Origin of the sequence: Kitasatospora sp. NPDC017646, assembly GCF_044329365.1 — a bacterium.
In the GTDB taxonomy this organism is placed as follows: domain Bacteria; phylum Actinomycetota; class Actinomycetes; order Streptomycetales; family Streptomycetaceae; genus Kitasatospora.
This window is the reverse complement of record NZ_JBIRJC010000003.1, coordinates 105,432-117,830: the sequence shown is the minus strand read 5'-3', so window position 1 is coordinate 117,830 and position 12,399 is coordinate 105,432. Positions and strand designations below refer to the sequence as shown.

The window sequence follows — 12,399 nt, the reverse complement described above, 5'->3', positions numbered from 1 at the left end:
ACGGAGCATGCGGGGCCGCTCCGCAAATATCGCGTGAATGTTCGTTTCGGCAGGTCAGGAGTGTGGCGATCGGGTGAATGTGGGGATTCGGAGGTGGTGCGCGCGGGGTGCCGAGGGTGGATTCGACGGGGGCACATGCCCCGGTCACAGACGGTCCAGCCGCTCCAGGACGGTGTCCAGCACGGGCGTCGGCAGCGCGTAGTTGAGGCGTAGTGAGCCGGCGCCGGCCGGGCCGAACTCGGCGCCGTCGGAGGCCTCCAGGCCGCAGCGCTCCAGCAGCGCCGCGCGGGCGGTGGCTGGTGGCAGGCCGAGGGCGGCGGCGTCCAGCCAGAGCAGGTAGGAGGCGCGCGGGGTGGAGCGGACGGCGGGGCCGAGGCGGTCGGTGAGCCGGGTGCGGGCGGCGGCGAGGTGGGAGAGCAGCGCGTCCAGCCAGGGGCCGCCCTCGGTCAGCGCGGCCCGCTGCACGGTCTGCTCCAGCAGGCCGCCCTCCCAGAGGCCGTAGCCGGCCATCGTGTCGGTGAGGCGGGCGCGCAGCCCGGGGTCGGGGACGAGGGCGAAAGTGCTGGGGATCCCGGAGCAGTTGAAGGTCTTGCCGACGGAGTTGAGGGTGACCACGTGGCGCCGCATGGCGGGTTCGACGGCGGTGACGGCGACGGGGTGGGATGCGCCCGGGTGGGTGAGGTCGCCGTGCACCTCGTCCGAGACCAGCAGGGCGCCCGCCTCGGCGGCCCATCCGGCCAGGCCCCGCAGGTGGTCGGTCGGCCACACCGTGCCGGAGGGGTTGTGGGGGCTGCTCAGCAGTACGGCGGCCGCGCGGCCGGGGAACGGGCCGTTCGGGGAGCGGTAGCCGTCCGGGCCGAGCCGCAGCGGCAGTTCGCGGTACGGAAGGCCGGCCGCGCGGCAGAGCTGGGCGAAGCCGCCCCACTCGGGGGTGGGGAAGAGGACGGGGGCCCGCGGGTGTTCGGCGTCCTTCCGTACCGTCTCCAGGAGGAGGCGGAGGGTGGTGCGCGGGCCGCAGGGGAGCAGCAGCACCCAGTCGGGGTCCACCTCGGCGCCGTGCCGGGCGCGGTACCAGTCGGCGACCAGGGCGCGCCCGGTCGGGTCGCAGACGGTGTAGCCGTACGCACGGTGGCGGGCGCGCCGTTCCAGCGCCTCGGCGACGGCGGGCGGGCCGGGCAGGTCCATGTCCGCCAGGCCCATCGGGATCGCCTCGGCGACGGCGGCCCGGGCCCACTTGCTGCTGCCGGTGCCGGTGCGGTCGAAGGGGGTGTCGAAGGCGGCGGGGGAGACGCGCGAGCCGCTGACAGATGACAGATTTCGAAATCTGTCATCTGTTCGCTGAAAGTCGTCGGCTGTCATCTGTTCGCCGCCCCTCGTCCGCCGCCGCCCGCCAGATGGGCCGCCAGCCCCCGGCCCCCCCGGCGCATCATCACCGCGTGGTTGGCCCGGAACACCGGGTGCAGCGGCAGTGCGAGGCGGCGCAGCAGCGGCTTGCCCGGCCGGGTGTCCTCCTCGAACAGCACCCGGCACCCCGCGTCGCCCGGCCCGTCCGCCGTGACGGTGAACCGCGACCACCCGTCGAGGTCGCCCCGCATCACCGCCTCCAGTACCCCGGCCGCCGGATCGCGCCGCCGCGTCTCCAGGCCGACCACCAGTCGGTACGGCAGCAGTGCGCGGATCACCACCTCCCCGGTGTCCGGGCCGCTCTCCCGGGCCTCGCGGATCTCCGGCCACCACAGCGGGTAGCTCCGGACGTCCTCCAGCGCCGCGTACACCGCCGACGCCGGCGCCGCGAGCCGCCACACGCCCCGGAAGCGATAGTGGTTGGGATCCACGGGCCCACCCTAGTCGGGCGCCCGTCGCCCGAGGGGCGAACGGGGACGAACACGGGCGGCGAGCCGCCGAGTTGGCGTCCGTGAGCCGGACGTCGTCGCTCGACGCTCCTCGACAACGATCGAACGCCCGGTAACTTCCGGGCAAAGAGTGCAGATCGTGGGGAAGTGTGCACTCCGCTTGCACCCGTTCGGGGTGCGGGGGAGGATCTTCCGTGCTTGTAGTCTCATCAGTCACGGCAGCATCTCCAGACGCTGCGGCCCCCGGAACCGGAGTGAAGGAGTCACAGGCATGCGGCGACCGAGCTGGGTACCGGAAGGTACGGACCTGGACAAACCGAACGCCGCGCGGGTCTACGACTACTACCTCGGGGGCTCTCACAACTTCGAGGTCGACCGGGAGATGGCCCGCAAGGCGCTCGCCCTGTGGCCCGAGCTGCCCCAGATCATGCGCTCCAACCGGGCCTTCCTGCGCCGCGCCGTGACCTTCCTCGCCGAGCAGGGCATCACCCGCTTCCTGGACATCGGCTCCGGCATCCCCACCTTCGGCGCCGTGCACGAGATCGTCCGTGCCATCCGCCCCGGCGCCGAGGTCGTCTACGTGGACCGTGACCCGGTCGCCGTCGCCCACAGCCGCCTGCTGCTGGAGGGCGACCCTCACAGCGCCGTGGTCCAGGCCGACGTGCGCGACGTCGAGGACCTGCTGGACCGCCCCGAGGTGGCCGCACTGCTGGCCGGGGGCGAGCCGGTGGCCGTCCTGCTGGTGGCCGTCGCCCACTTCGTCAGCGACGACGAGGACCCCTGGAAGCTGATCGGCACGATCCGCGACCGGCTCCCGGCCGGCAGCGCGCTGGCCCTCTCGCACGCCTCCCTGGAGGCCCGCCCGGACCAGGCCGAGGACCACCAGAAGCTCTACCGGATGACACCGACGCCGCTGACCATGCGCACCAACGAGCAGGTCACCGCCATGTTCGCCGGCTTCGAGCTGGTCGAGCCGGGCGTGGTCCCGCTGCCGAGGTGGCGCCCGGACCAGCCGGGCACGGTCGGCGAACACCCCGAACGGATCGCCGGGGTGGCGGGCGTGGGGTTCCGCCCTTGAACCGTCGCACCGGGCGCGCAACCGACGGCCGTACGTCCCGAGACACGGCCGCCGGGCGCCCGGCCCTGCGCACCCCCGGAGCCGGCACGCCGCCCAGCACCGGCCACAGAACCGGGGAGGCCGGATGAGCGGCGCGACCCCGGTGAACGACAGCGCCGAGCGGTTCCACGAGGACTGGTCCCGGCTGCTCTCCGCCGACCACGGCATCGCCGTCCACCCCGGACTGCTCGGCCGACTGGTCGCACGCACCGCCGCGCTGCTGCACCGAGCCCAGCAGGACGACCCTTTCCAGCCCCGGCTGGCCGCCAGGGCCGGCGCCGAGCTGGTCGACGCGCACTTCACCGACCCCGTGCTGCTGGCCCGCGCGGTCGAGCTGCTGCAGTCCCAGCCGATCGGTGACGACCGCGGCCCCGCCCTCACCGGCGCCTTCGCGGCCGGCTGGGCGAACGCCCTGCGCGAGCGCACGCTGAGCGAGCAGGAGGCCATCCGGACCGCCGCCGACGCCGCCCGAAAGGAGGCCGAACGGGCCCTGCGCGCCTCCGAGGCCAGGTTCCGCGCCCTGTTCGAGAGCGCCGCGATCGGCATCGGCATCGGCGACACCGACGGCAACATCCTGGCCGTCAACAAGGCCCTCCAGGACCTGTTCGGCGCGGGCCCGGAGGACATGATCGGCCGCCGGGTCGGCGACCTCGTCCACCCCGAGGACACCCCGGGCGTCTGGGAGGCGTACGAGGAGCTGATCAGCGGCAAGCGGGAGTACTTCCAGTTCGACAAGCCGTACTACCGCCAGGACGGCGAGGTGATCTGGACCCACCTGACCGTCTCGCTCATCCGCGACGACGACGGCGTCCCGCAGTACCAGGTCGCGATGCTGGAGGACGTCACCGACCGCTACCGGCTCCAGGAGCGGCTGCGCCACCAGGCCACCCACGACCCGCTGACCGGCCTGCCCAACCGCGCCGCCTTCTTCGAACGGCTGGAGAAGCTGTTCGAGGAGCCGGAGCCCGGCGCCCGCTTCGGCCTCTGCTACGTCGACCTCGACGGCTTCAAGGTGGTCAACGACAGCCTCGGCCACGACATGGGCGACCAGCTGCTGTCCGCCGTCGCCGCCCGGCTGAAGGCCGCCCTCACCCCGCTCGGCCACCTGGTCGCCCGGCTGGGCGGCGACGAGTTCGTCGTCCTGCTGGAGAACTGCCGCGGAGAGCAGGAGGCGGTCGCCGCCGCCAAGACGGTGCTCAAGGCGCTGGCCGGACCGGTGCTGATCGGCGACCACAAGCTCGCCGTCGGCGCCAGCGTCGGCGTGCTGGAGCGGCGGGTGTCCACCACCACCCCCGGCGCCGCCGTCCGGGCCGCCGACCTGACGCTGTACCGCGCCAAGGAGGCCGGTCGTGGCCGCTGGACGCTGTTCGACCCCAAGGAGAACGCCCGCGCGGTCAGCCGCTACGCGGTCTCGGTCCGGATGCCGGCGGCCCTGGACCGCGGCGAGTTCTTCATCGACTACCAGCCGCTCTACCGCCTGGCGGACGGCCGGATGGCCGCCGTGGAGGCGCTGGTGCGCTGGCGCCACCCGCAGCTCGGTGTGCTCGGCCCGGACGAGTTCGTCACCACGGCCGAGGAGACCGGACTGATCATGCCGCTCGGCCGCTGGGTGCTGGAGCAGGCCTGCGGCCAGGCCGCGGAGTGGATCAAGCGTTACGGCGACGCCGCTCCGCAGCTGAACGTCAATCTGGCCGTGCGGCAGGCGCGCAGCGCCGCGCTGGTCACCGACCTCGGCCGGATCCTGGACAGCACCGGCCTGGACCCGGCCCGGCTGCAGCTGGAGATCACCGAGTCGACCGTGGTCGGCCCCGAGGACGAGGCGCTGCGCACCCTGCACGGGCTGGTCGACCTCGGGGTGTCGCTGGCGGTGGACGACTTCGGCACCGGCTGGTCCAACCTCGCCTACCTGCGCGACCTGCCGGTCTCCGGGCTGAAGATCGCCGGCTCCTTCGTCGGCGACCTCCACGACCCGGAGAAGGACGGGGCCACCGGGTGGCGGATCGTCAGCGGCCTGGTGTCGATGGCGCACGCGCTCGGACTGAACGTCACCGCCGAGGGAGTGGAGACCCGCAAGGACGCCGAGCGGCTGCGCGAGATGGGCTGCGACTGGGCTCAGGGCTGGCACTTCGGCCGCCCGGTGCGGCCCGCCGAGATCGCCCGCCGGATCGTCGAGGAGCCGAAGGGACGGCCGGTCGAGGAGGGGTGATCGCGGGGCCCGGTTCCCGAGCGTTGTTTCCCGGGCGTTGTTTCCCGGCCCCTGTTCCCGGGCTTCGTGCGCAGCCCTCCTTCCCGACCATCCTTCCGGGCTCTCGTCCCGGTGCGGCAACCGTTCCGGAAGCGTTGCGGAAAGCGCCCTGCGGGCTTGCCCGGTATGCGGGATGATGACGCGTCAAAATCACCACCCGGCACCGGTGCGCCCGTGGTCACGACCTTCGCACCGGCCCCGGGGAGCGGGGAGGGGAGCGCCGCCATGGGCGCAACGGAGGACGCCGGTCCGGTCGGGGAGGGCCACCGCCAGGGAACGCCGGGGGAGCCGCCGCAGACCAGGGTGGACTGGGGGTCGCGGGAGCGGGGCTCGCGGTTCCGGGGGTCGTGGGACCGGCGGCGCGGTGCGCGGGCCGGTGCGGAGCCAGGCGCGGACCGGGTGTCCCGGCTGGACGGCCGGCGGACCGCCGCCGTGGACCCGGAGGCCGCGACCCGGCGGATGCCCGGCCCCCGCCACGACCCGGAGGCCGCGACCAGGGTCCGTCCCGGAGCCCCGGGCCGGTTCGACCCGGAGGCCGACACCGAGGTCGTACGGCCCCGGTCCGCCCAGGGCCCGTCCTGGCAGGACAACATCGGCCCCGGCCCCAGTCCGGGCGGTGGTCCCGGCCCGGACGGTGGTCCGGACGCCGCCGGTGGTGCCGCGCCGGGTGGCGCCTTCCCCGGGCACGGCGACCCGGCTGAGGACGGCTTCCCCGACGCCCTGCGCGCCCGCTTCACCCCGCTGGGCAGGGCGGGGGCCGGCGCCGAGGGCACGGTCTGGTACGTCCGGCGCACCGACGGCGGCGCCGACGCCGCGGTCAAGGTGTCCGTCGTCGGCCAGCCGATGGACCACGACCTGCTCGCCCACCTGCGCAACGACGGTTTCCGGCGGCACGTCCCGCACCTGATCGACTTCGGCCGGGTCCGCCACCACGGCGCGCTGGTCGACTGGGTGGCGATGGAGTACCTGCCGGTCACCCTCTCCGCGCACGTCGCCGAGCTGCGCCGCAGCGGCGCCCACACCGATCCGCGGACGGCCGAGCAGATCGTCTACGAGCTGGTCTCGCTGCTGGAGTTCTGGCAACGGCGGATCCAGCGCAACCCGTTGGACTTCAAGCCCGCCAACATCCTGGTCCGGCCCGGTCGCGGGCCAGGGGAGTTCGTGATCGCCGACTTCGGCGGCGTCGACCGGCTCACCGACAGCCGCCGCTTCACCTCCGCGATGATGGTCACCGTCGCCTACATGGCCCCCGAGCAACTGGCCGGCAAGAACCACGAGGCCGGGCCGTGGTGGGGGCTCGGCAACGTGCTGTACGAGCTGTTCGTCGGCCGTCCCCGGTTCGTGGGCGCGGACGGCGAGCGTGCCGCCGACCACGACCTGGAGTTGGAACTGGTCATGGGCGAGGAGGTGGACCTCGCCGCCGTCACCGACCCGCGCCAACTGCTGCTGCTCCAGGGGCTGTTCACCAAGAAGCCGGAGGACCGCTGGACCGCCCCGGAGGTCCGCAGCTGGCTGGCCGGCGGCAGCCCGGAGGTGGTCCGGCGCCGCCCGCAGGCCCGCCGGCCGATCACCTTCCTCGGCGACCCGTTCACCGACCCGGTCCGGCTCACCGAGGTGCTGCTGCGCAACTCCGGCGCGGCTGCGCGCTGGCTGGCGGCGGTGGGGTCGGAGCGGCTGCGCGACTGGCTGCGCGACGAGGTCAAGGACACCGTGTTCGACCTGCACTACCTCACGGACGTGGTCCGTGCGCCCGGCTCCCGGCGCGAGGCCGTGGCCGGGGTCGCCGTTCTCGGCCTCGGCGCGGCCTACGCGCCGTCCGCCGTCCCGCACTACCGCGACCGCCCGATCGACCCGGCCGGCCTGGAGCGCATCGCCACCGAACCGGACGGCGCCGCCTTCGTCGACGAACTGGTCCGCGTCGGCGCCCCGGCCGTCGCCGCCCGCTACGACTGCTTCCACCCCGAGTGCTCCGGCGAGCACTGCTCGCGGCTGCTCGCCCTGGCGGCGCTTCCGGAGGTGCTCGCCGAAGTCGAGCGCACTGCCCGTACGGTCGGTGGCGGTCGGCGCGGTGACGGCGGGCTGAGCCCGGAGGAGCGGGAGGAGGCGCACCGGCTGGCGGTCTGGCTGAGCATCCGCCCCGAGGAGCGGTACCGACTGCTCGGCCGGCTCTCCCCGCTGCCCGCGGCGCTGCACCGGCTGCCGCTGCCCGTCCGGGTGTCCGAACTCGCCGCGGTGGTCGCGGCGGCGGTGGTGGACGGGGCGCTGACGGCGGGTGCAGGGGCGCGCACGGCGATGCGCTCGGCGGCTCGGCGGCCTGCGCCCGACCCGGCGGCGGCCACCCCGCGGGAGGTGGTCCGGCGCCGCTGGTCGGAGCTGAGGCGGCGGGCGGTCGGGGCCGACCACGGGCAGGTCGCCGGGCGGGCGGCGATGGTGGCCGCGGAGGCGCTGCGACGGCGCGGCCGCGGGCGCGCCGAGCGGCCCGAAGCCGAGGCGGGCGTGCTGCGGGAGGGGCGGACGCGGGCCGGGCGGGCGGCCCGGCTGTGGCGGGAGCGGCGCCGACGGCCGCCGGTGGACTGGGCGGCCCGACTGCGGCTCTGGTGGCCGTACGCCCGCACCATGCTGCCGCGCCGGGTGGCGGCGGTCGCGCTGCTGGTGGTGGGCCTAGGGCTGCTGCTGTGGGCGGGGGCGGTGCTGCGCCTTCCGATCGAGAGCGGGCACCAACTCGACCTCTCACCGGACCTGTTCGGCGGGCCGCTGCACTCCGGTGGTCAACGCGCGGCCGAGCAGGTGGTCGGCAAACTGGGTGCGGCCTTCGTGGCGGCCGCCGTGCTCGCCTTCTTCCCGGCCGGGGTCGGCTTCGGCACGGCCCTGCTCGCCGGCGTGGGTGCGCTCACGATCGGCTACCTGCGGCTCGGACCGCCGATGACGGCGGTGGAGGCGCCGCAGCCGGTGGCCGACCGGGTGGTCATGTTCGAGGGCGGCATGGGGAGTTGGGCCGGCATCGCGGCGGTGATCGCGATCGTGGTGGCCTTCGTGCTGATCGAGCGGGCGTGCGACCGGCTGCTCAAACCCGCTCAGCGGGCCCGGCGGCAGGTCCGGGAGGGCTGGTGTGACCTCGACCGGCGCGCCGCGCGGGCCGCCGGACAACCGCTGTCGGCGGCGGCCGCCGCCGCCGGGGTGTGGCGGACGGGCCGGGCGGGGACGCGGGACCGGCTGCGGTTCGCGCTCGTCAGCACCGGGGTGCTGGTGCTGCTGCTCTGGGCGGCTGTGGAGGTGCGGCTCGCGGCCACCGTTGTGCACCGGACGCCGGACTCCTGGGGAACGGGGCAGACCGGGGCGTCCTACCAGGCCGGGTTCGTCATCCTGCTGGCGGCGGTGTCGCTGCTGGGCACCTTCGGGACGCTGGTGACGGCGCGGGTGCTGTTCGTCGTCTGGATCCTCGGGACGCTGTTCCTGGGGGCCTGGCCCGGGGCGCTGGGGCCGGTGGAGGCGCTGCGGATCCCGGTGTTCGAGGGGCTGTTCGGCGCGGTCGCGGACTGGTGGGGGCACGGCGCCTTCTGGGCCGCGCTGCTGGTGGCGCTGCCGTTGGCGGCGTACGGGGTGCTGCGGACGGTGCGGGGGCGGGCGGCTGACGGATGACAGGTGACAGATGACAGTGAACAGATGACAGATTGCGAAATCTGTCATCTGTCATCTGTTATCCGTTCGCTGTCATCTGTCAGTCGTCCCCTGTTCGCCGCGCGGGCGGGCCGTCGTCGGCCGCCGTCAGCCGACCAGCCGGGAGAGCTCGATCGAGTGCCCGGTCCGCTCCACCTTGGCCGTCAGGTACCGGACGTTGCTCGCCGACAGGTGGACGCCGGTCGGCACCCGTCGCCGCACGATGACGCCGAGCCCGGCCAACTGCGCTGCCTTGTCCGGGTTGTTGCTCAACAGGTCGATGCCGTCGATGCCGAGTGTGGCGAGCATCTGGGCGGCCGCGGTGTAGTCCCGGCCGTCCTCCGGCAGGCCCAGCGCGATGTTGGCGTCGTACGTGTCCAGGCCGGAGTCCTGGAGCGCGTAGGCGTCGAGCTTGTTGTACAGCCCGATGCCCCGGCCCTCCTGGCGGAGGTAGAGCAGGTAGCCGCCGGCCTCGCTGATCAGCTCCACCGACTCGCGCAGCTGCGGGCCGCAGTCACAGCGGTCCGAGCCGAAGACGTCGCCGGTCAGGCATTCGGAGTGCAGCCGCACCAGCGGCGTCCCGCCGTCCGGGACCGTGCCGAGGGCGAGCGCCACGTGCTCGGCGCCGTCCTCGAGGCCGTGGAAGGTGAAGACCTCCGCCTCGGCGCGGTAGCCGTCGGGGAAGGTCAGCGGGATGCGCACACGCGAGCGCACCGTGGCGGAGCCGGGCTGCGGCATGGGTGGGCCTCCGTCGATCGGGGTTGGACCAGGGCGGATCGGGGTGGATCGGTTGGATCCGAAGGGATCGGATGTTGACCGTACTCGGTTGTTCCAATTTGAACAACTGGATGCGAGTGGTCCCCGGCCGCTGCCCTGCGCCACGCAGAACGAGCTGACCGAGGCCGACGCGCTCGCCCTGGTCCGCAACGGGGTGCTGGCCGTCGGGGAGGGCGCCAACATGCCCGCCACCCCCGAGGCGGTGCGGGTCCTCCAGGAGGCCGGGGTCGCCTTCGGCCCGGGCAGGGCGGCCAACGCGGGCGGCGTCGCGACCAGTGCGCTGGAGATGCAGCAGAACGCCTCGCGCGACTCCTGGACCTTCGAGCGCACCGAGGAGCGGCTGGCCGGGATCATGAAGCACATCCACGACTCCTGCTTCACCACCGCCGAGCGCTACGGGCACCCGGGCGACTACGTGGTGGGCGCGAACATCGCGGGCTTCGAACTGGTCGCGGACGCGATGCTGGCCCAGGGCCTGGTCTGAGCCCTCGACATCGCCGGTCACCCGGCGATCGGCACCCGGCGATCGGCACCCGGGGCTCGGCACCCGGGGCTCGGCACCCGACCGAAGCGGGCACCGATCGTCGGGTACGGCAAGGTGGGTCCTTCCTACGGTGGTGATCAGTAAGGGAAGGACGGGGGCTGGCGTGCTGGAGCACCTGAACCGGGCGATGGAGCGCATCGAACGGAACCTGGACCAGGAGATCGACGTGGCCGAGCTGGCTCGGATCGCGATGACGTCGGAGTACCACTTCCGGCGGCTGTTCTCGATGCTCGCCGGGATGCCGCTGTCGGAGTACGTCCGGCGCCGGCGACTGACCGTCGCCGGGGCCGAAGTGCTCGACGGGGGGCGGACGTTGCTCGACATCGCGGTCCGGTACGGCTACACCTCGGGAGAGGCGTTCGCCCGGGCGTTCCGGTCGATGCACGGGGTCGGGCCCGGGGAGACCCGGCGCGACGGAGCGGCGCTCATCTCCCAGCCCCGGATGTCCTTCCGACTCATCGTGGAGGGAAGCAGCAGTATGGAGTACCGGATCATCGAGAGGGCGGCCTTCCGGATCGTCGGCCGGAAGGCCCGGGTGCCGCTGATCTACCTGGGGGTCAACCCGCACATCGCCGAGTTCATCAAGGGGCTCGGCGTGGAGACCGTCGAGCGGATCACGGCACTGACCGGCGAGGACCCGCTCGGCATCGTGTCGGTGACCGACGACTTCTCGCCCAACCGGGAGGAGGGGTCTGAACTCGACTACTGGCACGCGGTGGTGGCGCGCGAGGACGCCGTCGTCCCGGACGACCTGGAGGTCCTGCACGTCCCGGCCGGGACGTGGGCGGTGTTCACCAACACCGGGCCGTTCCCGCACGCGCTGCAGGAGATGTGGGGGGACACCTACAGCCAGTGGTTCCCGTCCAACCCGTACGAGACCCGGCCGGGCCCGGAGATCCTGCGGACCCGCTTCGTTCCCGGGACTGGGGACGCGGAGGCGGAGCTGTGGATGCCCGTGACGCGGGCCGTGCGCGGCTGACAGCCCGACGGCTGACGCAGAACGGCCGACACGGAGCGGCTGACGGCTGACGGCGAACAGAGGGCGAAGGCGGAAGGCGGATAGCGGCAAACAGATGACAGCAAACAGATAACAGCAAACAGATAACAGCAAACAGCTGACAGATTTCGAAATCTGTCAGCTGTTCGCTGTTGGTTTTCGCCCACCCCCGTTCGGCCCACCAGCGCCCGCCTCCACGCTGCCGCGCCCCGCATGCTGGGGCGGGGGAGCTGGGGGCCGCAGGCCGCTACCCGAGGAGTGGGATCACCGATGGCCAAGGCGTTCGGCTTCGCCGACTACGGCGGAGCGGAGGTGCAGGAGTTCTTCGACCGTCCGGTACTCGCTCCCGGCCCGGGCCGGCTGGCGATCACGGTCCGGGCCGCCGGGGTGAACCCGGTCGACTGGAAGATCCGCCGGGGCCACCTCGGCCGCGAGCGCGAACTCCCCGCCGCTATGGGCCAGGAGGCCGCCGGAGTGGTGCATGAGATCGGCCCCGGCGTCACCGGGTTCACCCCGGGCGACGAGGTGTTCGGTCTCACCGCGGCCGGTGGCTTTGCCGAACAGACCCTGTTGCAGGCCGAGTTGAGTGCTCTCGTGCCCGAGGCCGTCGGCTTCGACAGGGCCGCCGTACTCGGCGTCTCGGTCGCCACCGCCGACGACGCCCTGCGTCAGCTCGCCCTCGGCGCCGGTCGGACGCTGCTGATCCTCGGCATCGCGGGCGGGGTCGGCAGCGCCGCCGCCCAGCTCGCCCGCAGCCAGGGCCTGATCGTGCTCGGCACCGCGAGCGACGCCAACCGCTCGTACGTGGAGTCCTTCGGCGCCACCCAGGTCCGCTACGGCGACGGCGTCGTCGAACGGATCGCCGAGGCGGCCCCCGACGGCGTCGATGCCATCCTCGACCTGGTCGGCGGCGACGCCCTGCGCGCCGTGGCCGCCGTCCGCACCGACCGCACCGAGCTGGTCAGCGCCGCCGACCCCGCCACCGTCGCCGAGCTCGGCGGCCGGCCCGTCACCCGCTCGACCACCTCCGAGACCCTGGCCGCCCTGGCCGCCCTGGTCTCCTCCGGCGACCTCGACCCGCACATCACCGGCCGCTACCCGCTCGACCGCGCCGCCGAGGCGATCGCCGCGGTCGAGTCCGGGCACGCACGCGGCAAGGTCGTCGTCGAAGTCTCCTGATGTCAAAGCCTCCTGACGGCACATCACTCT

Annotated in this window: 8 protein-coding genes and 1 pseudogene; 6 read left to right on the top strand and 3 right to left on the bottom strand. The window is 73.7% G+C overall.

All coding sequences use genetic code 11. The features are described 5' to 3' along the window. Window positions 1–144: 144 nt before the first annotated feature. Both ACH4J0_RS06170 and ACH4J0_RS06165 read right to left on the bottom strand, forming a co-directional pair. Window positions 145–1,359: a MalY/PatB family protein gene (locus ACH4J0_RS06170; protein WP_396236717.1), complete on the bottom strand. Its 1,215-nt coding sequence runs from the start codon at window positions 1,357–1,359 to the stop codon at window positions 145–147. Further along, a complete protein-coding gene (locus ACH4J0_RS06165) occupies window positions 1,356–1,835 on the bottom strand; it encodes an SRPBCC family protein (RefSeq protein WP_396236715.1) in 480 nt (159 codons plus the stop codon). The genes ACH4J0_RS06170 and ACH4J0_RS06165 overlap by 4 nt, the downstream gene beginning before the upstream one ends. Before the next feature lie 289 nt (window positions 1,836–2,124). On the opposite strand from ACH4J0_RS06165, the gene ACH4J0_RS06160 reads away from it, so the two are divergent. From ACH4J0_RS06160 to ACH4J0_RS06150, 3 genes are all read left to right on the top strand, one after another. Beyond that, window positions 2,125–2,931: an SAM-dependent methyltransferase gene (locus tag ACH4J0_RS06160; RefSeq protein ID WP_396236713.1), complete on the top strand. Its 807-nt coding sequence runs from the start codon at window positions 2,125–2,127 to the stop codon at window positions 2,929–2,931. A gap of 124 nt (window positions 2,932–3,055) precedes the next feature. Beyond that, window positions 3,056–5,176: a putative bifunctional diguanylate cyclase/phosphodiesterase gene (locus tag ACH4J0_RS06155; protein ID WP_396236711.1), complete on the top strand. Its 2,121-nt coding sequence runs from the start codon at window positions 3,056–3,058 to the stop codon at window positions 5,174–5,176. 264 nt (window positions 5,177–5,440) lie between these two features. Continuing rightward, window positions 5,441–8,854 carry a hypothetical protein gene (locus ACH4J0_RS06150; RefSeq protein ID WP_396236709.1) on the top strand — a complete coding sequence of 1,138 codons (3,414 nt, stop codon included), beginning with the start codon at window positions 5,441–5,443 and terminating at the stop codon, window positions 8,852–8,854. 126 nt (window positions 8,855–8,980) lie between these two features. Here ACH4J0_RS06150 and ribA read toward each other — a convergent pair whose 3' ends face one another. Beyond that, window positions 8,981–9,610, bottom strand: coding sequence for a GTP cyclohydrolase II (gene ribA / locus ACH4J0_RS06145; RefSeq protein ID WP_396236707.1), 630 nt, complete (start codon window positions 9,608–9,610; stop codon window positions 8,981–8,983). Window positions 9,611–9,740: 130 nt separating this feature from the next. On the opposite strand from ribA, the pseudogene ACH4J0_RS06140 reads away from it, so the two are divergent. From ACH4J0_RS06140 to ACH4J0_RS06130, 3 genes and pseudogenes are all read left to right on the top strand, one after another. Next, window positions 9,741–10,133, top strand: a pseudogene (locus ACH4J0_RS06140) (glutamate dehydrogenase); the annotation flags it as partial. Between the two features lie 163 nt (window positions 10,134–10,296). Further along, window positions 10,297–11,172 (top strand): GyrI-like domain-containing protein, encoded by an 876-nt coding sequence (locus tag ACH4J0_RS06135; protein WP_396236705.1) that lies wholly within the window; start codon window positions 10,297–10,299, stop codon window positions 11,170–11,172. Between the two features lie 288 nt (window positions 11,173–11,460). Continuing rightward, on the top strand, window positions 11,461–12,369 hold the full coding sequence (locus ACH4J0_RS06130; protein ID WP_396236703.1) for an NADP-dependent oxidoreductase: 909 nt from the start codon (window positions 11,461–11,463) through the stop codon (window positions 12,367–12,369). Window positions 12,370–12,399 lie beyond the last annotated feature (30 nt).

Coding starts and splice junctions, on each gene's coding strand:
- ACH4J0_RS06160 (WP_396236713.1), top strand. CDS start 2,125: ATGCGGCGACCGAGCTGGGTACCGGAAGGTACGGACCTGGACAAACCG.
- ACH4J0_RS06130 (WP_396236703.1), top strand. CDS start 11,461: ATGGCCAAGGCGTTCGGCTTCGCCGACTACGGCGGAGCGGAGGTGCAG.
- ACH4J0_RS06170 (WP_396236717.1), bottom strand. CDS start 1,359: ATGACAGCCGACGACTTTCAGCGAACAGATGACAGATTTCGAAATCTG.
- ribA (WP_396236707.1), bottom strand. CDS start 9,610: ATGCCGCAGCCCGGCTCCGCCACGGTGCGCTCGCGTGTGCGCATCCCG.
- ACH4J0_RS06155 (WP_396236711.1), top strand. CDS start 3,056: ATGAGCGGCGCGACCCCGGTGAACGACAGCGCCGAGCGGTTCCACGAG.
- ACH4J0_RS06150 (WP_396236709.1), top strand. CDS start 5,441: ATGGGCGCAACGGAGGACGCCGGTCCGGTCGGGGAGGGCCACCGCCAG.